Source organism: Kitasatospora purpeofusca (assembly GCF_000718025.1).
Lineage (GTDB): Bacteria > Actinomycetota > Actinomycetes > Streptomycetales > Streptomycetaceae > Kitasatospora > Kitasatospora purpeofusca.
Map to the genome: position 1 here is coordinate 1 of NZ_JODS01000043.1, position 22064 is coordinate 22064.

At 73.3% G+C, this 22064-nt stretch carries 25 protein-coding genes; 17 read left to right on the forward strand and 8 right to left on the reverse strand.

What is annotated here, in order from left to right; genetic code table 11:
• From IF01_RS46365 to IF01_RS0137155, 4 genes are all read left to right on the forward strand, one after another.
• On the forward strand, positions 1-100 hold a 100-nt coding region (locus IF01_RS46365; RefSeq protein ID WP_157855345.1), incomplete at its 5' end, for an acyl-CoA dehydrogenase family protein.
• 198 nt (positions 101-298) lie between these two features.
• Positions 299-1159, forward strand: coding sequence for an oxidoreductase (locus IF01_RS0137145; RefSeq protein WP_030398046.1), 861 nt, complete (start codon positions 299-301; stop codon positions 1157-1159).
• Between the two features lie 173 nt (positions 1160-1332).
• On the forward strand, positions 1333-2580 hold the full coding sequence (locus IF01_RS0137150; protein WP_051741020.1) for a beta-ketoacyl-[acyl-carrier-protein] synthase family protein: 1248 nt from the start codon (positions 1333-1335) through the stop codon (positions 2578-2580).
• A gap of 66 nt (positions 2581-2646) precedes the next feature.
• The gene (locus tag IF01_RS0137155; protein WP_078880654.1) at positions 2647-3195 is read left to right on the forward strand and encodes a GNAT family N-acetyltransferase; all 549 of its coding nucleotides are present in this window, start codon (positions 2647-2649) and stop codon (positions 3193-3195) included.
• Between the two features lie 61 nt (positions 3196-3256).
• Here the strand turns inward: IF01_RS0137155 and IF01_RS0137160 are convergent, their stop codons facing one another.
• Positions 3257-3856: a hypothetical protein gene (locus tag IF01_RS0137160; protein WP_030398049.1), complete on the reverse strand. Its 600-nt coding sequence runs from the start codon at positions 3854-3856 to the stop codon at positions 3257-3259.
• Between the two features lie 324 nt (positions 3857-4180).
• On the opposite strand from IF01_RS0137160, the gene IF01_RS0137165 reads away from it, so the two are divergent.
• The gene (locus IF01_RS0137165; protein WP_030398050.1) at positions 4181-4675 is read left to right on the forward strand and encodes a peptidylprolyl isomerase; all 495 of its coding nucleotides are present in this window, start codon (positions 4181-4183) and stop codon (positions 4673-4675) included.
• Between the two features lie 99 nt (positions 4676-4774).
• Here IF01_RS0137165 and IF01_RS0137170 read toward each other — a convergent pair whose 3' ends face one another.
• Positions 4775-5215 carry a DoxX family protein gene (locus IF01_RS0137170; RefSeq protein WP_030398051.1) on the reverse strand — a complete coding sequence of 147 codons (441 nt, stop codon included), beginning with the start codon at positions 5213-5215 and terminating at the stop codon, positions 4775-4777.
• 115 nt (positions 5216-5330) lie between these two features.
• Between IF01_RS0137170 and IF01_RS0137175 the strand changes: the two genes are divergently transcribed.
• Positions 5331-5897, forward strand: coding sequence for a TetR/AcrR family transcriptional regulator (locus IF01_RS0137175; RefSeq protein WP_030398052.1), 567 nt, complete (start codon positions 5331-5333; stop codon positions 5895-5897).
• A 38-nt stretch (positions 5898-5935) separates the two neighbouring features.
• Here IF01_RS0137175 and IF01_RS0137180 read toward each other — a convergent pair whose 3' ends face one another.
• Positions 5936-6460 carry a peptidylprolyl isomerase gene (locus tag IF01_RS0137180; RefSeq protein ID WP_030398053.1) on the reverse strand — a complete coding sequence of 175 codons (525 nt, stop codon included), beginning with the start codon at positions 6458-6460 and terminating at the stop codon, positions 5936-5938.
• A gap of 226 nt (positions 6461-6686) precedes the next feature.
• On the opposite strand from IF01_RS0137180, the gene IF01_RS0137185 reads away from it, so the two are divergent.
• Both IF01_RS0137185 and IF01_RS44645 read left to right on the forward strand, forming a co-directional pair.
• On the forward strand, positions 6687-7118 hold the full coding sequence (locus IF01_RS0137185; RefSeq protein WP_244215751.1) for a ribonuclease domain-containing protein: 432 nt from the start codon (positions 6687-6689) through the stop codon (positions 7116-7118).
• A 1-nt stretch (position 7119) separates the two neighbouring features.
• On the forward strand, positions 7120-7560 hold the full coding sequence (locus IF01_RS44645) for a barstar family protein (protein ID WP_051756934.1): 441 nt from the start codon (positions 7120-7122) through the stop codon (positions 7558-7560).
• A gap of 6 nt (positions 7561-7566) precedes the next feature.
• Here the strand turns inward: IF01_RS44645 and IF01_RS0137195 are convergent, their stop codons facing one another.
• Positions 7567-7974 (reverse strand): VOC family protein, encoded by a 408-nt coding sequence (locus IF01_RS0137195; protein ID WP_030398056.1) that lies wholly within the window; start codon positions 7972-7974, stop codon positions 7567-7569.
• A 251-nt stretch (positions 7975-8225) separates the two neighbouring features.
• Here IF01_RS0137195 and IF01_RS0137200 point away from each other — a divergent pair, with 251 nt between their 5' ends.
• Both IF01_RS0137200 and IF01_RS0137205 read left to right on the forward strand, forming a co-directional pair.
• Positions 8226-8525, forward strand: a complete 300-nt coding sequence (locus tag IF01_RS0137200) for a hypothetical protein (RefSeq protein ID WP_030398057.1) — start codon at positions 8226-8228, stop codon at positions 8523-8525.
• Between the two features lie 177 nt (positions 8526-8702).
• Complete coding sequence (locus IF01_RS0137205) at positions 8703-9557, forward strand: arylamine N-acetyltransferase family protein (protein WP_030398058.1); 855 nt, start codon at positions 8703-8705, stop codon at positions 9555-9557.
• A 50-nt stretch (positions 9558-9607) separates the two neighbouring features.
• On the opposite strand, the gene IF01_RS0137210 is transcribed toward IF01_RS0137205, so the two are convergent.
• Positions 9608-10141: an NUDIX hydrolase gene (locus tag IF01_RS0137210; protein WP_030398059.1), complete on the reverse strand. Its 534-nt coding sequence runs from the start codon at positions 10139-10141 to the stop codon at positions 9608-9610.
• 242 nt (positions 10142-10383) lie between these two features.
• On the opposite strand from IF01_RS0137210, the gene IF01_RS0137215 reads away from it, so the two are divergent.
• On the forward strand, positions 10384-11022 hold the full coding sequence (locus IF01_RS0137215) for a hypothetical protein (RefSeq protein ID WP_157855457.1): 639 nt from the start codon (positions 10384-10386) through the stop codon (positions 11020-11022).
• 11 nt (positions 11023-11033) lie between these two features.
• On the opposite strand, the gene IF01_RS0137220 is transcribed toward IF01_RS0137215, so the two are convergent.
• Both IF01_RS0137220 and IF01_RS0137225 read right to left on the reverse strand, forming a co-directional pair.
• A complete protein-coding gene (locus IF01_RS0137220) occupies positions 11034-11531 on the reverse strand; it encodes an LbetaH domain-containing protein (RefSeq protein ID WP_051741023.1) in 498 nt (165 codons plus the stop codon).
• Positions 11532-11660: 129 nt separating this feature from the next.
• Positions 11661-13040: an LCP family protein gene (locus tag IF01_RS0137225; protein WP_030398062.1), complete on the reverse strand. Its 1380-nt coding sequence runs from the start codon at positions 13038-13040 to the stop codon at positions 11661-11663.
• A 282-nt stretch (positions 13041-13322) separates the two neighbouring features.
• On the opposite strand from IF01_RS0137225, the gene IF01_RS51655 reads away from it, so the two are divergent.
• From IF01_RS51655 to IF01_RS0137240, 4 genes are all read left to right on the forward strand, one after another.
• The gene (locus tag IF01_RS51655) at positions 13323-13400 is read left to right on the forward strand and encodes a putative leader peptide (protein ID WP_353653584.1); all 78 of its coding nucleotides are present in this window, start codon (positions 13323-13325) and stop codon (positions 13398-13400) included.
• A 167-nt stretch (positions 13401-13567) separates the two neighbouring features.
• Complete coding sequence (ssuE, locus tag IF01_RS0137230; RefSeq protein WP_030398063.1) at positions 13568-14122, forward strand: NADPH-dependent FMN reductase; 555 nt, start codon at positions 13568-13570, stop codon at positions 14120-14122.
• A gap of 497 nt (positions 14123-14619) precedes the next feature.
• Complete coding sequence (locus IF01_RS0137235) at positions 14620-15408, forward strand: ABC transporter ATP-binding protein (RefSeq protein WP_051756936.1); 789 nt, start codon at positions 14620-14622, stop codon at positions 15406-15408.
• A gap of 22 nt (positions 15409-15430) precedes the next feature.
• Positions 15431-17992, forward strand: coding sequence for an ABC transporter permease (locus tag IF01_RS0137240; RefSeq protein ID WP_030398065.1), 2562 nt, complete (start codon positions 15431-15433; stop codon positions 17990-17992).
• Between the two features lie 218 nt (positions 17993-18210).
• Here IF01_RS0137240 and IF01_RS0137245 read toward each other — a convergent pair whose 3' ends face one another.
• Positions 18211-19953: an LCP family protein gene (locus IF01_RS0137245; RefSeq protein ID WP_051756938.1), complete on the reverse strand. Its 1743-nt coding sequence runs from the start codon at positions 19951-19953 to the stop codon at positions 18211-18213.
• A 219-nt stretch (positions 19954-20172) separates the two neighbouring features.
• On the opposite strand from IF01_RS0137245, the gene IF01_RS0137250 reads away from it, so the two are divergent.
• Together IF01_RS0137250 and IF01_RS0137255 are read left to right on the forward strand one after the other, a co-directional pair.
• On the forward strand, positions 20173-21213 hold the full coding sequence (locus IF01_RS0137250; RefSeq protein WP_030398067.1) for a glycosyltransferase family 2 protein: 1041 nt from the start codon (positions 20173-20175) through the stop codon (positions 21211-21213).
• Between the two features lie 127 nt (positions 21214-21340).
• Positions 21341-22063 (forward strand): acyltransferase, encoded by a 723-nt coding sequence (locus IF01_RS0137255; RefSeq protein ID WP_078880649.1) that lies wholly within the window; start codon positions 21341-21343, stop codon positions 22061-22063.
• Position 22064: the final 1 nt, after the last annotated feature.

Below are 22064 nucleotides of genomic sequence, written 5' to 3' on the forward strand. Positions count from 1 at the left end.
CTATCCGTTGGAGCGGATGATGCGGGACGCGAAGATCACGCAGATCTACGAGGGCACCAACCAGATCCAGCGCATCGTGATGGCCCGCAACCTCCCGTAGTACTCAGGGCGACACGGTCCGCGCCCTCCCGCGCGGACACCCGGAGCCCCCGGCCGAGCACGACTCGGCCGGGGGCTCCCGGCGTTGCGGCGGCCGGACCGGCCGGGACGGATTTTTCCTGGACGCCCGGCCCGCCGGTGCCATAGAAGTGATCGTCAACTTCCTTACTGGGAAGACGATTACGGGAGGAAACCGCTCATGGGCGACAAGTCGAACGACATCACCGACGGCCGGATCTGGCTCATCACCGGGGCCAACTCCGGCTTCGGCCTGGCCCTCGCCGAGGCCGCGCTGGCCGCCGGCGACACCGTGGTGGCCGCCGTCCGGCGGCCCGAGACCCTGGCGGAGGCGGCCGGGGCGCACCCCGGGCGGCTGCTGCCCGTCCGACTGGACGTCACCGACCACGACCGGATCGCCGCCGTGGTGGCGGAGACCGTGGAGCGCTACGGCCGGATCGACGTCCTGGTCAACAACGCCGGCCGCGGTCTGATCGGCGCCGTCGAGGAGTACACCGACCGCGAGCTGCGCGAGCTCATGGACCTGCACTTCTTCGGCCCGGCCGCGCTCACCCGGGCCGTCCTGCCGCACATGCGGGAGCGGGGCGCGGGCGCGGTGGTCCAGATGTCGAGCATGGGCGGCCGCTTCACCTTCCCGGGCGCCGGAGCCTACTCGGCGACCAAGTTCGCCCTGGAGGGCCTGTCCGAGGCGCTGGCCAAGGAGGTGGCGGGCTTCGGCATCAAGGTGCTGATCGTCGAGCCGGGTGCCTTCCGCACCTCCTTCGCCGAGCGGAGCGCGCTCGCCTTCACCACCCCCCTGCCCGCCTACGACGGGATCGTCGGGCCGGTCCGCGAGGGACTCCCGGAGACCGCCGGCAAGCAGCTCGGCGACCCGGAGAAGGCGGCCGCCGCGATCCTGGCCGCCCTGGACGCCGAGCGGACCCCGCTGCGGCTGCTGCTCGGCAGCGACGCCGTCGACGCGGTGCTCGGCGCTCTGGAGGCGTCCGTCGAGGAACTCCGGAGCTGGGAGGCGGTGGGCCGCTCCACCGACTTCGACGCCTAGGGCAGGTATGTGGGGTTCCTCCAACTCCACGGTGTTCGAATCGGTTGGCTGACGCACCTGAATGCCCCTCAGGGCCGTGGCAGTGTGGCTGATGTGGCGAGAGCTCCCCACACGTACCTGTGCGGGGAGTTGTGGCCACTCCACAGTCCCGCACCAGCCAGGGAGTTCCTTCGATGGGTACCGAGAACCACGCGTCCCGAGCCTTCGCCCCCGAGCCGGTGCTGGTCACCGGCCTCGGGGCGACCACTCCGCTCGGCGGCGACGTCCCCTCGACCTGGGCGGCGATGCTGGCCGGTGACACCGGCATCCGGCCGATCGGGGCCGACTGGGCCGCCCGGCTCCCGATCCGGATCGCCGGGCAGCTCGCGGTCGAGCCGACCGAGGTCCTGGACCGGGTCCTGGCCCGGCGGCTCGACCGCTGCGAACAGGTCGCGCTGGTCGCCGCCCGCGAGGCCTGGGCCGACGCCGGCCGACCCGAGGTGGACGGCGAGCGGCTGGCCGTGGTGATCGGCACCGGCACCGGCGGTGCGCTCACCATGCTCGGCCAGGACGACGTCCTGGAGGCCTCCGGCGTCCGGAAGGTCTCCCCGCACACCGTGCCGATGCTGATGGCCAACGGCCCGGCGGCCTGGGTGTCCATCGAACTCGGCGCCCGGGCCGGCGCGCACACCCCGGTCAGCGCCTGCGCGTCCGGGGCCGAGGCGATCGCCCTCGGCCTGGACCTGATCCGGCTCGGCCGGGCCGACGTGGTGGTGGCGGGCGGCGCCGAGGCGTGCGTCTGCCCGCTGACCCTGGCCGGCTTCGCCCAGGCCCGGGCCCACTCGCTGCGCAACGACGAACCCGGCCGGGCCTCCCGGCCCTTCGACGTCGACCGGGACGGCTTCGTGATCGGCGAGGGCGCGGCCGTCGTGGTGCTGGAGCGGGCCGGCTTCGCCGCCGCGCGCCGGGCCCGCGCCCACGCCGTGCTGGCCGGTGCGGCCGTCACCTCGGACGCCCACCACATCACCGCGGCCGCCGCCGAGGGGCAGGTCCGGGCGATCCGCCGGGCTGTGTCCGGGGCGGGGCTGTCGCCGCTGGACATCGGGCTGGTCCACGCCCACGCCACCTCCACCCAGCTGGGCGACCTGACCGAGGCGGAGTCGGTCACGGCGGCGATCGGCGCCCACCCGGTGGTGACCGCCACCAAGTCGATGACCGGCCACCTCTTCGGCGCGGCGGGAGCGCTGGGGGCGCTCGCCTCGGTCCTCGCGCTGCGCGACGGGACCGTGCCGCCCACCCGCAACCTGGAGCGGCAGGACCCGGCGGTCGGGCTGGACGTGGTCACGGGGGCCGCGCGCCGGGGGCCGGTCGGGGCGGTGCTCACCAATGCCTTCGGCTTCGGCGGGCACAACGCCTCGCTGGTGTTCACGCCCGCGCCGTGAGGGGCGGGCGGGAGGCGCCCCGAAATCCTGGCGACCTGCGGGCGGGCACTCACTAGGGTGACCGGCATGTCCACGGAACACCCGCCGCCCGCCGCTCCCCCCGCCCCGCTGCCTGCTTCTTCGCTGTCCGCTGCTCCGTCCGCCGCTCCGTCCGCCCTGCGGCTCGAACCGGTCACCCCGAGCAACATCGACGCCGCGCTGGAACTGAAGGTCCGCCCGGACCAGGAGCGCTTCGTCTCCCCGGTGGTCAAGTCGCTGGCCGAGGCCTACGCGTACGGGGACACCGCCTGGCCGCGACTGGTCTACGACGGCGACCGGCCGGTCGGCTTCGTGATGGCCTTCTTCGACATCACCTTCTACCCGGACCGGCCGGGCGACCTGCCGCGGTCGGGCCTCTGGCGCCTCAACATCGCCGCCGGCACCCAGGGCAGGGGCTACGGCCGCTTCGCCGTGGAGCAGGTCGCCGCGGAGATCCGCCGCCGCGGCGGCAGCCGGGTCACGGTCACCTATGTGCCGGGGGAGGACGGTCCCGAGCCGTTCTACGCCCGCCTCGGCTTCCGCCCGACCGGCGAGCTCAGCGGGGACCAGACCGTCGCGGAGCTGGACCTGTCCTGAACGGACGCGGGCGGGCGACCCGGCCGCCGCCGGGTCGCCCGCCCGTTCACCGGGGACGGGGTCAGCCGACCAGCAGGAACTTGGTGGTCGGCACACCGCGGATGGTGGCGCAGTCCAGGTTCGAGGTGGTGGTGCTGTAGGTCCAGCCGCGCGGGACGTCACAGGCCCAGAGGCCGTTGCGCGGGGTGCGGAGGTGGAAGGTGGTGGCCTGGACGCCCTGGTTCAGGCTGCACCCGGAGGTGTAGCTGACGTAGTCGTAGGTGAAGGCGGGCGTGCCCATGCAGGCGGTGAGGCCGTCGTAGGGGACGCGCAGGTGGTACATGTTGGAGGTCACGCCGGACTGCTGGCTGCAGGAGAGACCCCAGGTGATGTTGTCGTAGACGAAGCCCGGTGCGCTCATACAGGCGGTCAGCCCGTCGACCGGGGTGCGCAGGTGGAACTGCGGCGAGTTCCAGGTGCCGCCGCCGCTGCAGCTGCGGTTCATGGACACCTGGTCGTAGACGTAGCCGGCCGGGACGGAGCAGGCCCAGCTGCCGTCCAGCCCCGTGGTGGTGGCGGAGGCGTTGGTGGCGGTGACCGCGCCGGAGAGCATCAGCGCCAGTGCGGCGAGGACCGCCAGCAGGGCGTTGCGGACGGTACGGACGGTTCGTGCGACGGACATGGTTCTCCTTCGGTTGAGGAGTTGCCGGTGGGTGCACGGTGCGGGGTGACGGCGAGCGCGGGTGAGCGTTCACTGTCGCCGACGGTTCTAGCACGCACGGCGGGCCGTCACCTCGGTGGTCTGTTCGAGTTGATCATTCCGCCGCCCGCCGTCTAGTCGCCCCCGCGCGATTCCTCCGGTCCGGCTCGGTCGAACACCGCCTCCTCCTCTGCCGCAGCTGACGCAGCGCCCCCGGTGGGGCCGGTCGCGGCCCGGGTGCCCGGATCCGGCCGGCGTCGGGGGGTGTGCCGCGCGACAGGAGGCCCGGCATGCCATGATCCCTGCATGGGTTCCAACGTTTTCTTCGACATCACCATCAACGACGAGCCGGCCGGCCGGATCGTCTTCACGCTCTTCGACGACATCGTCCCGAAGACCGCGCAGAACTTCCGCGAGCTCGCCACCGGCCAGCACGGCTTCGGCTACGAGGGCTCGTCGTTCCACCGCGTCATCCCGGGCTTCATGCTCCAGGGCGGTGACTTCACCCGCGGTGACGGCACCGGCGGCAAGAGCATCTACGGCGAGAAGTTCGCGGACGAGAACTTCACGCTCAAGCACACCAAGCCGGGCCAGCTCTCGATGGCCAACGCGGGCCGCAACACCAACGGCTCGCAGTTCTTCATCACCACCATCGTCACCGACTGGCTGGACGGCAAGCACGTCGTCTTCGGCGAGGTCGTCGACGGCCTGGACCTGGTGCAGAAGATCGAGGGTCTCGGCTCGCAGAGCGGCCGCACCAAGGCCAAGGTCACCATCGCCAAGTCGGGCATCGTGGAGTAAGGGGCGCTCCCCCTTTCCCCGCATTCGGACGCGGCCCGCAACTCGAGCGGGCCGCGTCCGCGCGTTTTTCACCGCCTGCTTCCCGTCCCGGCCCGGTGCTCAGAGCGCCGCCGCGACCGCCGCCGCGACGAACAGGACCTGCAGCGCGGTGCGCGCGGGCAGCGGGGTGACGGGCTTCCCGGCGAGAGTGCCGTTGGTGCGGGCGGCGTGCACGTTGGCGGGGAACATCGCGAGCATCAGCAGGGCGAGTCCGGCGGCGGCGTACGGGGCCAGCGGCGGGACGAGCAGCCCGGCGGCGCCGGCCAGTTCGAGGACGCCGGTGAGCGTGATGAGCAGTTCGGGGCGGGGGAGCGCCGGCGGGACCATCGCGACGAAGTCGCGCCGGAAGGCCGGCAGGAAGTGCGGCACGCCGGTGGTGACGAACATCAGGGCGAGGGCGCCGCGCACGGCGGGCTGCCAGCCGTCGAGGGTGTCGACGGCGAGGAACCCGAGCAGGCGGAGGAGGGCGAAGCCGCCGAGGAGGGCGATGAGCGGGGCCATGGTGGACTCTCCAAGCTTGTCACCGGTCAATCTTGTCACTGGAAAGATTGGCCCGGGCGAGCAATCTTGTCAATGCCTAGATATGATCGGAGGGTCGCCGACGAGAGGATGTGCCATGGGCAGGGCCGAGAGCTACCACCACGGGAATCTGCGGCGGGCCGTGCTGGACGCCGCGATCGCGGCGATCACCGAGTCCGGGCCGTCCGGCTGGAGCCTGCGGGAGCTGGCACGCCGGGCGGAGGTGTCGCACGCGGCGCCGGCGCACCACTTCGGTGACAAGGCGGGGGTGCTGACGGCGGTGGCGGCGGAGGGCTTCGAGCTGTTCGCGGACGCGCTGGAGCGGGCGGAGGGGGATCCCTACGGGTCGGGCGTGGCGTACGTGCGGTTCGCGGTGGACCACCGGGCGTACTTCGAGGTGATGTTCCGGCCGGAGCTGTACCGGGCGGACGACCCGGAGATGGCGCTGGCCCGCGACCGCGCCGGGGCCGTGCTCGCGGCCAGCGGCCGCCGGCTGTCCCGGGGCGAGCGGCCCGACCGGGCGACGACCATCGCCGCGTGGTCGCTGGCGCACGGCTTCGCGAGCCTCTGGCTGAACGGAGCCCTGCCGGAGAGCGGCACGGGGGCGGATGTGGAGGAGCTGGCCCAGGAGGTACTGCGGGTGGTGTTCGGCGGAGCGGAGTAGGAAGCCGGCCGGACCGACCTCCTACTCCGCACGGAGACCTATCGACGCTCGACGGTCACCGACTCGATGACGACGGCTTCGAGCGGACGGTCACCCGGCCCGGTCGGGACGGCCGCGATGGCGTCCACGACCTTCTGGCCGGCCGCGTCGGCGACCTCGCCGAAGATGGTGTGCTTGCGGTTCAGGTGCGGCGTGGCCCGGGCGGTGATGAAGAACTGCGAACCGTTGGTGTTCGGCCCGGCGTTGGCCATGGCCAGGAGGTACGGCTTGGTGAAGTAGAGCTCCGGGTGGAACTCGTCGGCGAACTCGTACCCGGGCCCGCCCGTACCGTCCCCGAGCGGATCGCCGCCCTGGATCATGAAGTTGGGAATGACCCGGTGGAAGGTCGTCCCGTCGTACAGCGGAGCCGTCGAAACCTCACCCGTCACCGGGTCGGTCCACTCCCGCTGCCCCTCGGCCAACTCCACGAAGTTGCGCACGGTCTTCGGAGTGTGGAACTGGAACAGCTTGACGGTGATGTCGCCGTGGTTGGTCTTGAGGACGGCGTAGTACTGCGAGCCCATGGACTGAAGACACCTTTCAACGAATCAACCGAACCCGCCCGATCCTCCCACGCCACCCCACCCCCGACCCGGCCCGCCGACCACGGGGGTCGGCCGCCCCGTCGGGGCTGCGGGGGTCACTCGGTCGGGTGGGGGCGGGTGTGGCTGCGGCGTGGTCGGCGGGGTGGCGGGCGTGGGCGCGGTACGCCTTTGCTGCACACGCTCCCGCACGGAATCGGGTACCCCCATGACTCTCCGCCGTCTGGCGCAGGCCGCCCTGGTCCTCGCCCTGGCCTGTCCGCTCGCTCCCGCCGCCCCCGCGCTGGCCGTCGCTCCGGTCGTCCGGGCGGTCATCCAGCCGCCGCTCCCCGTCGAGGACTTCCCGCAGCAGGTCGAACAGGCCTGCCACATCTGGGCGGACCTCGGGTGGCCCACCAGCCCCCGCCCGGTCGACTTCCGGATTCCCGGTCCGGAGTACATTCGGGGCAGCAACCCGTACGGCAACCGGAGCGGTGACCTCCCGGCGGGCGGCGCGTACCACGAGTACGACGTCAACCCCCGCCCGATGCCCACCACCCACCGCGATGCCGAGCGCCTGGTCCGCGACGAGCGCACCGAGCAGACCTGGTACACCGACGACCACTACGCCAACTTCCGCGAGATCTCCGAAGGCTGCTGACGTGCCCGTAGCGCCCGACTCCCCGCTCGGTCCGGCCCGGTGGGACCTCCTGCCGGGCCGGGCCTGGGCGGGCTTCGCCACCGCCCCGGACCGGCTGCGCCTCGTCCGGGGTGCGAACTGCCGCACCAGGGCGGCCATGTTCGCCGAGTGGGCGCGGGCGCTCTCGTTCCCCGGCTACTTCGGCCACAACTGGGACGCCTTCGAGGAGTGCCTCAACGACGCGCTCCTCCCGCCCGGTGCCGGGCCGGCCGCCACCCGCCTCCTCGTCCTCGTCACGGACGCCGACGCCCTCCTCGCGGACGAGCCGCCCGCCCAACTCGCCCTGCTGCTCGACATCCTGGACGCGGCCCCCGACCGCGCTCTGCGCGTGCTCTTCCTCGCGGACCCGCCGGGGGCCGAGGCGGCCGAGGCCCGGCTCCGCGCGGCCGGCGGAACCGACTGAGCCCGGTCAGTCCCGGTCGGTCACCACGGGCCGCTGCTGGCGCAGCGAGACCTGGTTGCCGTCCGGGTCCCGGGCCTCGATGCGCCAGCCGAACGGGTACTCCTCGGGCTCGTCCGCATCGAACTCCACCCCGCGCTCGCGCCAGATCCCGACGTCCTTCCTCAGGTCGTCCGACTCCAGGACGAGCGGGCCGGGCGCGGACACCCCCTCCGCCCGCGGCGGCTGCCCGGCGGCCGGGGCGTGCGACCAGAGGATGATCTCGAACGGGTGGCCCTCGGCGCCCACGGTGAGGAAGCGGCCGTCCGGGCCGGGGTAGTCGATGCGCTTCTCCAGCCCCAGCTGTTCGGTGTAGAACCGCAGCGCGCGGTCCTGGTCGGTGACGTAGACCGTGACGTACATGACCTTGGTGAGCATGGTGCTGTCCTCTCCGTCCGGCGGCCCGGTGGTGCCGCTCCGCCTCCCTGACGGATCACGGCGGCCCTGTTGTGACAGCTGTGGGCAAGGAATCCTCCGCGCGGGAAGTCGGCCAGTCCGACTTCCCACTCCGCACCGGGCCGCCGCGCCCGATCGGTCCCCGACGCCGCGTCACCGTCCGGCTACTTTGAGCCGCACACCGGCGGGGTCGCGCAGGGCCGTCCCGCTCCGGCCGAAAGGAATGTGGACGCATGAAGCAGCGACGCACGGCAACGGTTCTCGGGGCCTGGCTGGCCGCCGCCGCCCTCGCCGTCGCGGTCCCGAACACCGCGTACGCGGCCCACGGGATCCTGATCGTCGACGGTGCCCCGTACCAGGACCCGCGCGGGTGCCTCCCGCTCGGCGACTTCGTCCAGCCGGTGGTCACCAACTACACGGACTCGGTGGTCCAGGTCCGGGGCGGGACCAGCTGCGAGGGCGCGGTCGAGAGGTTCGTCGTCCCCGGCGAGACCTACGCGGTGCTGGGTGGCCGCAGCGTCCTCGTCCCCTGACGAGGCCGCGCTCGCGGTTCCCTGACGCGCCCCCGCTCGCGGTCCTCCGGTGAGGCCCGTGCCCGCGCAGGAGGTCGGCGCCTCCGACCTCCTGCGCGAGGGGCCGCCGAGGTCACCCGAACGACCTAGGTCCGAGGCCCGATGGCCGGAAGCATCCGGTCCGCTTGGATGGTGGCCATGGACGAATCCACGCAGAGCGCAGAGATCCCGACCGACGAGCAGGTGGCGGCCTACCTCGCCCGGATCGGTGCCGAGCGCCCCGCCCGCGCCGGTGCCGCCGAGCTGGCGCGGCTCCAGGAGGCGCACCTGGACGCCGTCCCGTTCGAGAACCTCAGCATCCACCTCGGCGAGCCCGTCGTGCTCGAACCGGAGGCGCTGCTGGAGAAGGTCGTGGGGCGTCGGCGCGGCGGGTTCTGCTACGAACTCAACGGTGCCTTCGCCGCGTTGCTGCGGGCCCTCGGCTACCGCGTCGAACTGCTCGCCGCCCGGGTCTTCGACGGGGCCGAGCCCGGCCCGCCGTTCGACCACCTCGCGCTGCGGGTGGAGGCGGACGGCGTCGCCTGGCTGGTGGACGTCGGCTTCGGCAGGTTCGCCCGCCGCCCGCTGCGCCTTGACGAGCGCGGTCTGCAGCAGGACCCGGCGGGAGTCCTCACCATCACCCCGAGCACCATCGCCCCGAGTACCGGCACTCCGGGCGTCGGCACCACCGGTGACCTGGACGTCCTCCTCGACGGCGCGCCGCAGTACCGCCTCGACCCCCGCCCGTACCGGCTGGCCGACTTCGCCCCGACCTGCTGGTGGCAGACCACGTCTCCCGACTCGCACTTCACCCGCGCGACCACCTGCTCCCGCCCCACCCCCGACGGCGGCCGGATTACCCTCACCAGCACCCGCGCCACCGGCGGCACCCGGCTTCTGCGCACCGCCGCCGACGGCACCCGAACCGAGGAACTCCTCGACGCCGACGCGGCCCTGGGCGCGTACCGCACCCACTTCGGCATCGCCCTGGACCGCCTGCCGACGGCACCCTGACCGCCCCGACCGAGCCCTGGCCGCGCGCCCCTGACCGCGCCCCGGCCCCGCTAGAGCAGGCCGAGGTGGTCGAGGCCCAGGTAGGCCGGGCCGACGTCGGAGAGCAGGCCGCGGCGCAGCACCGTGTCGCGGAACTCCGCCAGGTCCATCAGCACCACCTCGATGAACTCGTTGCGGTCGTGCGCGATCCGGGCGGCCGGGGTGCAGTCGGTGGCGACGCAGGCGTGGCGCACGCCGTTGGAGTAGGCGTCGTGCCAGACGGCGGTGACGTGCTCCACCTTGCCCCGGTAGCCGGTCTCCTCGGCGAGTTCGCGCGCGGCGGCGTCCTCGGGGGACTCGCCCGGGTCGATCACGCCGCCCGGCAGCTCGTACAGCAGGGCCTGCGGTCCGGGCCGGAACTGCCGGGTGAGTACGATGCGCCGGTCCGGGGTCAACGCGACGACGGCCGCGCAGGAGTACTCGTTGCCGAGGTGGTAGACCTCCTCGCGGCCGTCCGGCATCGCGAAGGTCACCCGGTCGGTGCCGCGCCCGTAGGCGCTGTGGATCGGCTCACGGCGGAGTTCCCGCCAGTGCGTGTCGCCCATCGGGGCGGGCTCCTTCCGTGCGGGCGCGCGGGCGCCCGGGGCGGCGCGTCCGGACGTCCGCGGGCGCGGACGGCACCGTGTGCACGCGCAGAATAGCCGTGCATCGCCCGCTCCGGGAGGATTCGCCGGAATCGTTCGCCGTGGTCGACGGGGCGCCGTAAGCTGCGCGGGCGTGGTCGGCCCGGCGTCCGGGAAGCGGCCGCGAATCGACGAACTCCGCACCCCGGCAAGGTGGTTCACCCATGAGGCAGACGAGTCGGCGCAAGGACGACGGTGAGGTGACCTGCGAGCAGGTGACCGTCCTCTCCTTCGAGCCCGAGCCCGAGGCCCGGGTCGACGAGGACGGCCGCGTCCTGCTGATGAGCGAGCCCGCGAGTCTGACCCGCATCCCGGTCCGGATCCTCCGGGAGGCCATGACGATCAAGCGGGTCGCGGGCTACTGGATCAGCTGGGCGGAGTGGTTCGGTCCGGACGACATCCGCAACCACGCCCGCTGGGTGCCGGACGAGGAGTACGTCCGGCCCGGCGAGGGCGGTCTCGGCGGCCGGCTGGACGTGAAGGTGTCGGCGTACTGGGCGGTGGAGCGGGAGCCGCGCCGGGCGCGGCTGCGGACCAGCGAGGCCGTGGTGACCTTCCCGGCGGGGGAGGCCCGGTGCGAACTCGTCCTGGAGCGCCCCGAGCCGCAGCACCCGGCCACGCTGGTCGTCCATCTGTCGGACGCCTGGTGGTCGGGCGGTCGCGGCGGGCGGACGATCCACCACGGGCTGGCGGGCGAGCTGGAGGGCCCGGGCGGGCGGCCGGGCGAAGGGCGGCGGGGCGCGGCCGTCCACCGGTACGCGGAGTGTGCGACGGGGCACCTGCCGGGGGTGGCCGTCCGCTGACCGGCGGTGTCTCAGGCGCGCGCCCCGACGGCGGCCCTGCCGCTGGTATCTGCGCCCACCGCGCCGCCCGGCCAGTCCGCCCGGGTGCCGACCTTCCGGGCGGGGACGCCGGCCCAGATCTCGCCCGGCCCGGTGGAGCGGGTCAGCACGGCGTTGGCGCCGACCACGGTGCCGGCGCCGACCGTCAGCACCCCGGCCTTGCAGACCACCTTGGCGCCCGCGCACAGCACCGCGCCGTCCTCCACCACCACCCGCCGCATCGCGCTCGCCTCCTGCGGCACCCAGGGGTCGGCCCGGCCGACGGTCACGCCGTTGTACAGCGTCACCCCGGCGCCGAGGGTGGTGTACGGGTGCAGCACGGTGCCGAAGCCCCGGTGGAACACGACGAGCCCCGGCCCGATCTCGGCGGCGGCCGGCACCTCCATGCCGTAGACGGCGAGCGCCTCCTGGACCAGGCGGCCCAGGAGGCGGTGGCGACGGCGGTAGATCAGCGCGGTGACGAGTGACATCCACCCATTGTGTCGGTGGCGTTACGCGGAGTCACGCAGGTGTGCGGGGTGCCCGTGGCGGAGGGTCGGCCGCTCCGTCCGCGGCCGCTCCGTCCGCGGCCGGTCCAGGTCCGGCCGCTTCACGTCCGGTTACTTCACGTCCGGCACGGCGGTGTCGTTCTTGAAGGCGTCGAACACCTGCTTGGCCTTCGCGGTGTCCCACTTGACCGCCGACTCGCCGGTGTTGGTCTTGAAGTCCGGGTTGGCGATCGGCACGGTGATGCTCTTTCCGCTGCCGCCGTTGACGTCCTTCATGGCGAGGAAGAGCGAGCCGAGGTCGGTCAGCCCGGCGTCGTCGTCGACGATCAGCGTGCCGAGGCCGGAGGACACCAGCGGGTAGAAGGTGAACGGGTTGAGCACGGTGGCCGGCGAGGCCGCCTGCTTGGCCAGCGCGCCGAGGAACTTCTGCTGGTTGCGCATCCGGCCGAGGTCCTGGTCGGCCATCTGGTGGCGCTGGCGGACGAAGGCCAGCGCCTGGGTGCCGTTGAGGCTCTGGCAGCCGGCCTTGAGGTCGAGGCCGGAGTCCTTGTCCTGGACGTCCTGCTCGATGCACATGTCCACGCCGCCGACCGAGTCGACGATGCCGACGAAGCCGGCGAAGCCGATCTCGGCGTAGTGGTCGATGCGGATGCCGGTGTTCGTCTCCACGGTCTGCGCGAGCAGCTTGCCGCCGCCGGAGGCGAAGGCGGAGTTGATCTTCGAGGTGGTCGCCTTGACGGGCTTGCCGTTCTCGCCGGTGTGCTCGGGGATCGGCACCCAGGAGTCACGCGGGATGCTCATCAGGGTGTTCCCGTTGTCCCCGACGTGCAGGATCATCATCGAGTCGCTGCGCTTGCCGCCCGCGTGGCCGGTGTGCAGGTCCTCCTCCTGGCTGTCGGAGAGGCCGTTGCGGCTGTCCGAGCCGACGATCAGCCAGTTGGTGCCCTTGCCCGCGGCCGGGCGGCCCGGGTAGTCGGCGAGCACGCTCTCGTGGTTGAGCTTGGAGTCCGCCCAGAACCAGGTGGAGACGGTGGTGACCATCAGTGCGATCAGCACGCCGAACACCGACCACTTGATGATCCGGCGGCGCGGCCAGCGTCCGGAGCGGGCGGTGGCGGGCGACTGCGGCCCGCCGGGGGTTATCGGCCCACCGGGCGCGGAACCGGGCCCGCCGGGGCCACCCGGACCGCCCTGCGCGGGCACCGACGGGCGCGCACCGGGCTGCCCGGGCTGTCCGTAGCCCTGCCCCGGCTGCCCGTACCCCTGGGCGGGGCCGTACCCGGGCGTCTGCTGCGGCTGCCCCTGGGGCCGCCCCTGCGGCTGGGGCTGCCGGGGCGCCTGAGCGCCCGGCCCGCGCGGGTTCAGCCCGGCGGGCAGCGGCGGCTCGGCGGCCGGACCGCCGCTGCCGGGCCCGTACGCCGCGCCACCGCCACCGTTGCCGCCGTACGGGTTCCCGCCGCCGCCCGGGCGGCCCTCCTGCCACGTGTTCATGTGGGAGAGGATGCCCGACGCGGCCCCCGGTGACTCCCCCCGGGGCCCCTGCCAGGGCCCTTGTAGCAGTTTTGATGCACGCGCCGGATCGTTCCGCCGCATGGCGCCGGGCGGGCGCACGCCCCGTGTCCGTCCGGCCACCCGACCGCCACCCGACCGCCGCCCGGCCCCCGTCCGACCGGTCACCCTCACGATTCTCCGTCTCACCGTCCGTCTCACCTGGTGTTCGGTTGTCGGGACGATCCTTGACCGTCCCGAACGCTGCGTGTTTGCATGACTGCCATGGATCAGCGATGGACTCTCACGCGTCGGCGGCACGTCGACCTTCAGCGTGTGTCCTGTTCGCTCTGTTGTGGCTGACGCTCGCCCGTCGAACCCCCACCACTCCTCCTCTTCCCCTGTTCCGCCGCTGCCCGTGCGGCGTGCCCACCGCTGACTGTCGCCGCCCCGCCGGGCCGGCCGACGTGCCTGCGGTCGGTGCCGCGCGCCGCCGAAGCGGCGTCCCGCTTCCTCCCCGAGGTGAATCCATGGCCACCGTCCTGTCCGTCTCCGGCTCGCCGTCCCCGACCTCCCGCACCACCCGCCTGCTGCGTCTGATCGACGCGCAGCTGGAGGAGCGCGGCCACCGCGTCGTCCCGTTCGAGGTGCGCAGCCTGCCCGCGCACGCGCTGCTCTCCGCCGACCTGTCGCATCCGCAGCTGGCGGCCGCCCTGGAGCTGTTCGCCGAGGCGGACGGCGTGGTGATCGGCACCCCCGTCTACAAGGCCGCCTACTCGGGGCTGCTGAAGGCGCTGCTGGACGTGCTGCCGCAGTACGCGCTGCGCGACAAGGCCGTCCTGCCGCTCGCCACCGGCGGCTCCACCGCGCACGTGCTGGCGGTGGACTACGCGCTCCGGCCGGTGCTCAGCTCGATGGGCGCCGACCACATCACCCGGGGCTGGTTCGTGCTGGACCGCCACATCACCGCCCGGGAGGACGGCACGACCGTGCTGGAGCGCGAGACGGACGTGCTGCTGCGGCCGGTGGTGGACGCCTTCGCGGGCACCCTGGAGCGCCTCGCCGCCCCCGCCCTGACGGCCTGACGGCCCGCACGGCCTGACGTCAGGTCAACTCCCCGCGGGAGCAGCCTCGTCGGCCTCCTCGTCGGCCCCCTCGGACGTCCTCCCGTCGCCCCTCCCGGGCGGTCCGGCGAGGGGCGGCGAGGGGGCCGAACGGCGTTCCGGCCCCGCTCGGCGGAGCACCCGCGGACCGCTTCCCGCGTCGCCGCGCCGGGGCTCCGTAAGGGGGGTCCCTGAGGGGGGTCCGGCCTACCCCTAGGGGGAGGGGTGGCCCACCCCGTACAACTCCGGTTGGGCCGCTTCCTCCCGTCGGATGACGAGGAGGAGTGGCCCCGACTCCTAACGTGGTTCACATCCCCGCCCGTCCGAGGCGGACCCGCTCCGGTCGGGTCCGGGTCCCCGGTTCACCGGGAGGGTGGGGCTGACTCCCGGTCGAAAACTATCCCCTGCGCGATGTCGCCGGGCGGGTGGCACGGAGCAGGCTGGGGGCAACGGGTGGGACCACTTCTTAGGAGACGACAGTGACGACGGCAGCAGCAGCCGTGTACGACCCCCAGCTTCCCGGCGGTGCCCCCGCCGTCGCCGCTTCGGCCCGCCAGGTGACCAAGTCCTACGGTGCCGGTGAGACCAGGGTGACGGCCCTGGACGCGGTGGACGTCGACATCCAGCGGGGCCGGTTCACCGCGATCATGGGTCCCTCGGGCTCCGGCAAGTCGACGCTGATGCACTGCCTGGCCGGTCTGGACACGGTGACCGAGGGGCGGATCTGGATCGGCGAGACCGAGATCACCGGTCTGAAGGACAAGCAGCTCACCAGGCTGCGCCGGGACAAGATCGGCTTCATCTTCCAGGCCTTCAACCTCCTCCCGACGCTGAACGCGCTGGAGAACATCACCCTCCCGATGGACATCGCCGGCCGCAAGCCCGACCAGGCCTGGCTGGACCGGGTGGTGGAGACGGTCGGGCTGTCCGACCGGCTCAGGCACCGGCCGACCCAGCTCTCCGGCGGCCAGCAGCAGCGCGTCGCGGTGGCCCGGGCGCTGGCGGCCCGGCCCGAGATCATCTTCGGCGACGAGCCCACCGGGAACCTCGACTCGCGCTCCGGCGCCGAGGTGCTGTCCTTCCTGCGCCGCAGTGTCGACGAGCTGGGCCAGACCATCGTCATGGTCACCCACGACCCGGTCGCGGCCGGCTACGCGGACCGCGTGCTGTTCCTCGCGGACGGCGTGATGGTCGACGAGATGCACGCCCCGACGGCGGACTCCGTCCTCGAGCGCATGCGCCGTTTCGACGGCAAGCGCACGAGCTGAGCGGGCGGGAGCTGACAGGACCATGTTGCTCAAGACATCACTTCGGAGCTTCTTCGCCCACAAGGGGCGAATGGCGCTCTCCCTCGTCGCGGTCGTCCTCTCGGTCGCGTTCGTGTCCGGGACGCTGGTGTTCTCCAACACCGCGACCAGCACCTTCGACACCCTCTTCGCCTCGACCGCCTCCGACGTCTCGGTCGGGCCCGCCGAGCCGGAGCTCGGCGGCAAGGACACCCGCGCCAAGACGCGGACGGTCCCCGTCGACAGCGTGCGGAAGGTCGCCGCGGTCCCCGGGGTTAAGACGGCGATCGGCCAGGTCACGGTGGAGAACGCCACCCTGGCGGACCCGGCGACCCTCAAGAAGGTCGGCCCGACCACCGGTGCCCCGACCCTCGTCGGCAACTGGGTGGACAGCCCGCGCAGCCCGGTAGAGATCACCTCCGGTCACGTACCGCAGGGCCCCGACCAGGTCGTGCTCGACGCGGACACCGCGAAGAAGGCCAAGCTCGGCCTGGGCGGCAAGCTGCGGGTGATCGTCAACGACAACCGCGACTTCACGATCGTCGGCATCGCCGCGTTCAAGACCACCAACCCGGGCGCGGCGCTGGCCTTCCTGGACACCGCCACCGCGCAGAGCGTCCTGCTCGGGGGCCCCGCCTACACCTCGGTCGAGGTGTACGGGGACGGCAGCCGGTCCGACGAGCAGCTCAAGTCCGACGCGCTGGCCGGGCTGGGCGCCGGCTTCGAGGCGAAGACGGCGGCCGAGCAGAAGGCGGACGGCCAGAAGAGCGTCGGCTCCTTCCTCGACTTCATGAAGTACGCGATGCTCGGCTTCGCCGGCATCTCGCTGCTGGTCGGCGGCTTCCTGATCATCAACACCTTCTCGATGCTGGTCGCCCAGCGCACCCGGGAGATCGGCCTGCTGCGGGCCGTCGGCGGCAGCCGTGGGCAGGTCAACCGCTCGGTGCTGGTGGAGGCGCTGCTGCTGGGCCTGGCCGGGTCCACCATCGGCATCGCGGCCGGCCTCGGCCTGGCGGTCGGGCTCATCCAGCTGATGAACGCAATCGGGATGCACCTCGACGCCTCGGACCTGAAGATCGGCGCGGACGTGTTCGTCGCCGGGTACGCGGTGGGTGTCGTGATCACCGTGCTCGCGGCCTTGGTCCCGGCTCTCCGGGCGAGCCGGATCGCCCCGATCGCCGCGCTGCGCGACCACGGGACCCCGGTCGAGGCCCGCTCCAACACCGTCCGGGCGATCATCGGCCTGGTGCTCACCGCAGGTGGTGGCGGTCTGCTGGTGCTGGCCGCCGGAGCGGAGAAGGCCGCCACCGGGGGCCGGCTGCTCGGGCTCGGCGTGCTGCTGACCCTGGTCGGCTTCGTCGTCCTCGGCCCGCTGCTGGCCACCACCGTGGTCCGGGTGCTCGGCGCGCTGCTGCCCACCCTGTTCGGCCCGTCCGGCAGGCTCGCCCAGCGCAACGCGATGCGCAACCCGCGTCGTACCGGTGCCACGGCCGCCGCGCTGATGATCGGACTGGCGCTGGTGATCGGGGCCTCGGTCTTCACCTCCTCGGTGATCAAGTCCACCAACAACCAGATCGACAGCTCGGTGGGCGCCGACTACATCGTCTCGGCCGGACCGAACGGGGTCTCCCCGGAGATCGTCGCCGCCGTGCGGCAGACCCAGGGCGTGGACCACACCACCGAGCAGAAGTACCTCGAGGCATACTTCACCGCGCCTGACGGGAAGACCGAGAAGAACGGCATATCCGCCGTGACCGCGCGGTTCACCGAGGACTTCCGGCTGCCGGTCAAGGAGGGCTCCCCGGACTCCCTCAAGCAGGGCGCGCTGGCGATCGGCGAGGACTACGCCAAGGACCACGGCCTGAAGGTGGGCGACCCGATCAAGGTCGACTACGGCAACGGGCGGGTCCAGTCACTGCCGGTCGGCGTCGTCATGACCAAGGGCAACCAGCTCTTCGACGGCAACACCTTCGCCTCGCTCGACACCGTCAGCAAGGCGGTGCCGGCCGCGGACCAGCCGGTGGACGCCATCCTGTTCGCCAAGGCGGCCGCCGGGGCGGACGTCGCCAGGACACTCACCGGCCTGGAGGACGCGCTCAAGCAGTACCCGCAGGCCTCGGTCCGCGACCAGGCCGGCTACAAGGACCTCGTCCAGGAGCAGGTCAACACCCTGCTCTACATGATCTACGGCCTGCTCGGGCTGGCGATCGTGGTCGCGGTGCTCGGCGTCGTCAACACCCTGGCGCTCTCGGTGGTGGAGCGGACCCGTGAGATCGGCCTGCTGCGGGCGATCGGGCTCTCCCGCCGCCAGCTGCGCCGGATGATCCGGCTGGAGTCCGTGGTGATCGCCCTGTTCGGCGCCGTCCTCGGCACCGCGCTCGGCCTGGCCTGGGGCATCACGGGGCAGCAGGTGCTGCGCACCCAGGGTCTGGAGACGCTGGCCGTCCCGACCACGACCATCCTCCTCACCCTGGGGGCCTCGGTGGTCATCGGCCTGCTGGCTGCTCTGGTGCCGGCCTTCCGGGCCGGGCGAATGAACGTCCTCGCGGCCATCGCGACGGACTGACCGGACGCGGCCCCCGGATCGGGGGACCGGGGGTCGCGTCGGGCGACCGGGGAAAGGGGGAGCCCGGACCCGGGAGCAGGGGGGAACAAAGGGGGGGCGGGGGGACAAAGGGGGAGCGGGGGGACAAGGGGGGAGGGGCAGGGTGCCGCGCGCACCCTGCCCCTCTGTCGTACGTCGGGCGGATCCCGGGTGGAACCCGGGCGGATCCACGGGCCGGTTCAGGGGCAGATGAGGTCGCTGGCCCGCTCGGCCCCGGCGGCGCCCGCGCCCGCACCGGCCGCACCGGCCGCGCCGGCCGCGCCCTCGCCGCGCGCCTCCGCCGCCGGGCCGGACGGTCCCGCACCGGCACCGGCACCTCCGCCGGGCCCCGGCGACGACGGTGCCGAGGGCGGCGGCGGGGCGGGCACGGCGACCGCCGTCGCGGACGGACCGGCCGCAGTGGCGCTCGGTCCCGCCGCCGGGTGGTCCGTCCCCGCGTACACCTGGAGGGTCGGGCCCAGCCCCGGGACGGGCGTCAGTTCGGCGGTCGGCACCGCGCCGGCCAGCGTCCGCGCCGACTCGGCCCAGTGCGGGTCGTACCGGATCACCGTGCGGCCGGCCGGTGTGCCGGCCGGGGCGTTGGACGGCGCCCCGGTGGTGGCGAACCCGGCCCGCCGCAGCTCGGCGTCGACCCGGGCACCGAGACCGGCCACACCCGCCGCGTTGAACACCTGGACGTGCACCTGCTCCGGCGCGACGGTGGTCGCCCCGGCCCCGGCCCCGGCCCCCGCTGCCGCCCCGGCCCCGGCCGCCGGAACCGCCGAAGGCTCCGCCCCGCCCACCGGCTGCGCCCCGCCCGCCCCGCCGTCCTCCGCCACCAGCGGCCGCCCCTCCCGCACCGCGTCGAACAGTGCCCGGGCCCGCTCCTTGTCCCAGAGCACCGTCGAGCCCCAGCCGGCGACCGGGTGGTCCACCGAGGCCAGCGGCACGGTCACGAAGTCGGCCCGCCCGGCCGTCAGCTCCTTCATCCGGGTCGCCAGCGTGATCAGATCGTCCGCCGAGAGCCCCTTGTCGGCCTTGACCGAGGCGAGCAGGCTGTCGGTAGCCCGGGCCAGCCGGACCGGGCTGAGCAGGACGCCGCCACTGGTCAGCTGGTGCAGCAGCTGCGCGACCAGCTTCTGCTGCCGGCGCATCCGCCCCAGGTCGGAGCTGCCGTCCACGTGCCGGGCCCGTACGTACTTGAGCGCGCCGGCGCCGTCCAGGGTGCTGGTGCCGGCCGGCAGGTCGAGGCCCGAGTACTCGTCCTTGAGCGGTTTGGCGGTGCAGACCCGGACCCCGCCGACGGCGTCCACGGCGGAGACGAACCCGGCGAAGTCGACCTGGAGGTAGTGGTCGATGCGCAGCCCGGTGTTCTGTTCCACGGTGGCGACGGTCAGCTGCGGGCCGCCCATCCCGAACGCGGCGTTGATCTTGCCCTTGGCAGCCGGGACCGTCCGCCGGGTGGCCGGGTCCCGGTGGGCGGGGATGTCGACATAGGAGTCCCGGGGAATGCTGATCACGCCGGCCCGGGAGCCGTCACCGGAAAGCTGGACGATCATCATCGTGTCGGTGCAGTGACAGGATTCCCCCCCGGCGTGCAGCACCGTCTTGAGCGTCTTCTCCGGGATTCCGTCGCGTTCGTCGGTGCCCACCACCAGGAAGGTGGTGGAGCCGTCGTCGGCCGGCCGGGCCCGGTCGTTGCTGAAGGCGTCCACCCGGTCGATCGACCCGATCCCGTGCAGTACCGCCCAGCCTCCGCAGGAGGTGACGAGGACGCTGAACGCGATGCCGGCGGCCAGTCGACGGGGCCAGAAGCGGCGCCGCTCCGAGGGGCCGCCGGACCGTTCGAGCGGCTCACCGGAGCGTTCGAGCGGGTCGGCGGACTGTTCGAGCGGGTCGCCGGCCGGGTCTTCGGACTGGGCGGAACGGGGGGAGACGGGCATCTCTCGGATGGTAGGGGCGCCCTCGGCCGGGCCGGGTGAGGGCGCGCCGTGGCCGGGGAGTACGGTGGGCCCCGACCGGCGAAACGTTCCTCCGTGCGCCCCACCGGCGACCCCGGACAGCTGCTACGACGGTCCTTCGCACACCCCCTGCCCGCCCGGGCGGAGACGCCCAGACCGGGACAAGACGACACCCCGCCCGCACCGGTACGGTTGGCCCCGATGAACACCAAGGCTGCTGAGGAGCTGCCGGCGGTCTCCGTGATCATGCCGGTGCTCAACGAGGAACGACACCTGCGCACGGCCGTCCGGCACATCCTGGAACAGGACTACGCCGGGTCGATGGAGGTGGTGATCGCCCTCGGTCCGTCCACCGACCGCACCGCGCAGATCGCCGCCGAACTCGTCGCCGAGGACCCCAGAGTCCGGACGGTGGAGAACCCCACAGGGCGTACCCCCGCGGGGCTGAACGCCGCCATCCGCGGTTCCCGCCATCCGATAGTGGTGCGCGTCGACGGCCACGGCCTGCTGACCCCCGGCTACATCACCACGGCGGTCCGGCTGCTCGGCGAGATGGAGGCCGCCAACGTCGGCGGCATCATGCACGCCGAGGGCGAGACCGAGTGGGAGCACGCGGTCGCCGCGGCGATGACCTCCAAGATCGGTGTCGGCAACGCCGCCTTCCACACCGGCGGCCTGGCCGGCCCGGCGGACACCGTCTACCTCGGGGTGTTCCGGCGCGAGGTGCTGGAGCGCCTCGGCGGCTACAACGAGGAGTTCGTCCGCGCCCAGGACTGGGAGCTCAACTACCGGATCCGCCAGGACGGCGGCCTGGTGTGGTTCACCCCCCAGCTGCGCGTCACCTACCGGCCCCGGCCCACCATCAAGGCCCTGGCCAAGCAGTACAAGGACTACGGGCGCTGGCGCCGGGTGGTCACCCGCTACCACCGCGGCTCGGTCAACCTGCGCTACCTCGCGCCCCCCACCGCCTTCGTCGGGGTGACGCTCGGACTGCTGCTCGGCCTGGCCGTCCACCCGGCCTTCCTGGCCCTGCCCGGCGTCTATCTGCTCGGCATCGCCGGCGGTGCGCTGAAGGAGGGGCGCGACCTGTCGCCCAAGGCGAAGGCGCTGCTCGCGGTGGCCTTCGCGACCATGCACCTCAGCTGGGGCTTCGGCTTCCTCACCTCGCCCCGTTCGCTGGCCCGCAGGGTCATCGGCAGCCGCGCCCCGTCCAGTGCGGACGTGGTGGCCGAGCGCGGCTGATCACGCCCGCACACGCCCGCACACGGCTGAGCACGGCTCGGCACGGCTCGGCACGGCCGAGGCACCATCCGGCCAATCCCGCGGACCCGCCCTCCCGTTCCCGCGCCCGACGCTATCGTCGGGCGCCATGGGGACAGTCGAGGGCGGGTCCGCCGCCGTTTCCGAGGGCTCCGTTTCCGAGGGCTCCGGGGCCCGGGTCGAACCCACCGCCGATGTCGACGGGCGCGCCGTGCTCGGCGCCGGGACGACGGTCTGGCACCTCGCCCAGGTCCGCGAGGACGCGGTGATCGGCGCGGACTGCATCATCGGCCGCGGCGCCTACGTGGGCCCGGGGGTGCGGATCGGCGACCGGGTCAAGCTGCAGAACCACGCCCTGGTGTACGAGCCGGCGGTCCTGGAGGACGGCGTCTTCGTCGGACCGGCGGCGGTGCTCACCAACGACCTCTACCCGCGCTCGGTCGACGTCGACGGCCGGCTCAAGCGCGGCGAGGACTGGCATGCCCGAGGGGTGACGCTCCGCCGTGGCTGCTCGATCGGCGGCCGCGCCGTCCTGGTCGCCGGGGTGACGGTGGGCCGCTGGGCCCTGGTCGCGGCGGGCGCGGTGGTGCACCGGGACGTTCCGGACTTCGCCCTGGTGGCCGGGGTCCCGGCCCGTCGGATCAAGTGGGTCGGCCGGGCCGGCGAACCACTGCGACCGGCCGGAGCGGACCGCTGGGTCTGTCCGCGCACCGGCGAGGAGTACCGGGAGCACGACGGCCTGCTCGCCCCCGTCGAACCCGAGACCCTGGCCGAACCCGAGCCCCCGGTCGAACCCGAGACCCTTGCCGAATCCTCGGAAACCGGCCGCTGAG

Coding starts and splice junctions, on each gene's coding strand:
- IF01_RS0137175 (WP_030398052.1), top strand. CDS start 5,331: ATGGGCAGGGCCGAGAGCTACCACCACGGGAATCTGCGGCGGGCCGTG.
- IF01_RS0137200 (WP_030398057.1), top strand. CDS start 8,226: ATGAAGCAGCGACGCACGGCAACGGTTCTCGGGGCCTGGCTGGCCGCC.
- IF01_RS0137170 (WP_030398051.1), bottom strand. CDS start 5,215: ATGGCCCCGCTCATCGCCCTCCTCGGCGGCTTCGCCCTCCTCCGCCTG.
- IF01_RS0137180 (WP_030398053.1), bottom strand. CDS start 6,460: ATGGGCTCGCAGTACTACGCCGTCCTCAAGACCAACCACGGCGACATC.
- ssuE (WP_030398063.1), top strand. CDS start 13,568: ATGGCCACCGTCCTGTCCGTCTCCGGCTCGCCGTCCCCGACCTCCCGC.
- IF01_RS0137150 (WP_051741020.1), top strand. CDS start 1,333: ATGGGTACCGAGAACCACGCGTCCCGAGCCTTCGCCCCCGAGCCGGTG.
- IF01_RS0137165 (WP_030398050.1), top strand. CDS start 4,181: ATGGGTTCCAACGTTTTCTTCGACATCACCATCAACGACGAGCCGGCC.
- IF01_RS0137145 (WP_030398046.1), top strand. CDS start 299: ATGGGCGACAAGTCGAACGACATCACCGACGGCCGGATCTGGCTCATC.
- IF01_RS0137185 (WP_244215751.1), top strand. CDS start 6,687: ATGACTCTCCGCCGTCTGGCGCAGGCCGCCCTGGTCCTCGCCCTGGCC.
- IF01_RS0137220 (WP_051741023.1), bottom strand. CDS start 11,531: ATGTCACTCGTCACCGCGCTGATCTACCGCCGTCGCCACCGCCTCCTG.
- IF01_RS0137160 (WP_030398049.1), bottom strand. CDS start 3,856: ATGTCCGTCGCACGAACCGTCCGTACCGTCCGCAACGCCCTGCTGGCG.
- IF01_RS0137255 (WP_078880649.1), top strand. CDS start 21,341: ATGGGGACAGTCGAGGGCGGGTCCGCCGCCGTTTCCGAGGGCTCCGTT.
- IF01_RS0137195 (WP_030398056.1), bottom strand. CDS start 7,974: ATGCTCACCAAGGTCATGTACGTCACGGTCTACGTCACCGACCAGGAC.
- IF01_RS0137205 (WP_030398058.1), top strand. CDS start 8,703: ATGGACGAATCCACGCAGAGCGCAGAGATCCCGACCGACGAGCAGGTG.
- IF01_RS0137245 (WP_051756938.1), bottom strand. CDS start 19,953: ATGCCCGTCTCCCCCCGTTCCGCCCAGTCCGAAGACCCGGCCGGCGAC.
- IF01_RS0137250 (WP_030398067.1), top strand. CDS start 20,173: ATGAACACCAAGGCTGCTGAGGAGCTGCCGGCGGTCTCCGTGATCATG.
- IF01_RS0137240 (WP_030398065.1), top strand. CDS start 15,431: ATGTTGCTCAAGACATCACTTCGGAGCTTCTTCGCCCACAAGGGGCGA.
- IF01_RS0137155 (WP_078880654.1), top strand. CDS start 2,647: ATGTCCACGGAACACCCGCCGCCCGCCGCTCCCCCCGCCCCGCTGCCT.
- IF01_RS0137210 (WP_030398059.1), bottom strand. CDS start 10,141: ATGGGCGACACGCACTGGCGGGAACTCCGCCGTGAGCCGATCCACAGC.
- IF01_RS0137225 (WP_030398062.1), bottom strand. CDS start 13,040: ATGAACACGTGGCAGGAGGGCCGCCCGGGCGGCGGCGGGAACCCGTAC.
- IF01_RS51655 (WP_353653584.1), top strand. CDS start 13,323: ATGGATCAGCGATGGACTCTCACGCGTCGGCGGCACGTCGACCTTCAG.
- IF01_RS0137215 (WP_157855457.1), top strand. CDS start 10,384: ATGAGGCAGACGAGTCGGCGCAAGGACGACGGTGAGGTGACCTGCGAG.